This window comes from Frateuria sp. Soil773 (genome assembly GCF_001428405.1).
Taxonomy (GTDB): Bacteria; Pseudomonadota; Gammaproteobacteria; order Xanthomonadales; family Rhodanobacteraceae; genus LMSL01.
The window spans coordinates 638,009-639,808 of record NZ_LMSL01000041.1; positions in this window are offsets into that span (position 1 = coordinate 638,009).

Sequence of the window (1,800 nt, forward strand, 5' to 3'; positions counted from 1 at the left end):
GCGCTGGTGGTCGGCACCCCTGCCGCACTCGCTGCCGCCGTCGTCGGCGACGCCATCGATACCGACGCCCTCGCCGAGGCNGCTGCACGCCCTGCTGCCCGACTACATGGTGCCGCGCCACTGGCTGCCGCTCGATGCCCTTCCGCTCAGTGCCAACGGCAAGGTCGACCGCCGCGCGCTGGAACAGCGCATCGGCGAAACCCTGGCCGCGAACGACGGCAAGGCGCAACCGCCGCAAGGCCCGGTCGAACAGCGCATCGCGACGGCCTGGCGCGAGCTGCTGCACCTGGACGAGGTATCCCGCAACGATCATTTCTTCCGGCTCGGCGGCGACAGCCTGCTGGCGACGCAACTGGTCGCGCGGCTGCAACGCGAGGGCCTATCCGCCGCGCAGCCGCTGCGTCGATTGTTCGCGCAGCCGGTGCTCGCCGATTTCGCCGAAGCGTGGGAACAAGGCACGGCTATCGCGCCGGCTTCCGCGCTGCGTCCCGATCCGGCCGCACGCCACCGGCCCTTCGATCTCACCGAAGTCCAGCGCGCCTACTGGATGGGCCAGGCCGACGGCCTGCCGCTGGGCTGCGGCACCACTTACCTGATCGAGCTGGACGGCGAGCACGTGGACCTGCCCCGCCTGGACGTCGCATGGCGCGCGCTGTGGCAGCGTCACGACATGCTGCGCGCCTGCGTCGACGACGAAGGCCGGCAGCGCGTGCCGCAGGCGATTCCCGCGGTCGCCGTGCAGGTCGAGCCGGCCGCCGCCGACCTGGGCGCGGCCCGCGCGACCGTCGCCCGGCTCTGGCAGAAGCGCGACCGCGGCCGCGCCAACGCGCCGCTGCACGCCATCCATGCCGTGCCCTACGCCGGCGGGCGCTGCCGGCTCGGCCTGTTCTTCGACTACCTCACCCTGGACGGCTACAGCATCAAGCTGCTGCTCGGCGAACTGGTCGAGCTGTATCGAGATCCCGCGCGCGCGCCCGCGCCGCCGTCCCTCGACTTCCGCGACTACGCCACCCAGGTGACGGCGGACGCCGGGGCGCTGGCCGCGGCCGAGGCGTACTGGCGCGAGCGGATGCCCGGCCTGCCGCCCGCGCCCGCCCTGCCGCTGGCCGCCGAACCGGCGGCGATCGCGCCGGTCGCGTTCGTCCGCCGCGACGCCCGCGTGCCGATGCCGACCTGGAAGCGCCTGCGCGAGACCGCGCGCAGCCATGGCATAACGCCGTCGGCGCTGCTGCTCGCCGTCTACGCGCAGGTGCTGTCGCAGTGGAGCGGCGGCGGCGCGCTCACCCTCAACCTGACCCTGTTCGACCGCCGCGACGTGCATCCGGACATCCACCGCGTGCTGGGCGACTTCACCTCGCTGGCGCCGGTGGCCTTCGATCCCGCGGCGGGTGCCGACCTGCCCGCCCTCGCGCGCGACGTGCAGGACGGCATGGCCGCGGCCTTGCAGCACCAGACAGTGTCGTCGATCCGCGTGCAGCGCGAACGGGCGCGCACCCTCGGCATGGAAGCGGCGGCCCTGCCCGTGGTGTTCACCAGCACCCTGGGCCTGGCCGACGATTTCTTCGCGGAGCTGCCAGAGGGCTTTCCCGACCTGGCCGACGGCGGCCTGTCGGAAACCCCGCAGGTATGGCTGGACCACCAGGTCTACGAGCATCGCGGCGAACTGGTGCTGTCGTGGGACGTCGTGCAGGGGCTGTTCCCGGACGGTTTGGTCGAGGCGATGTTCGCGGCCTACACCGGCCTGCTCGAACGACTCGCCGCCGATGCCGACGCCTGGCACCGTCCGCTGCCCGCCCTGCT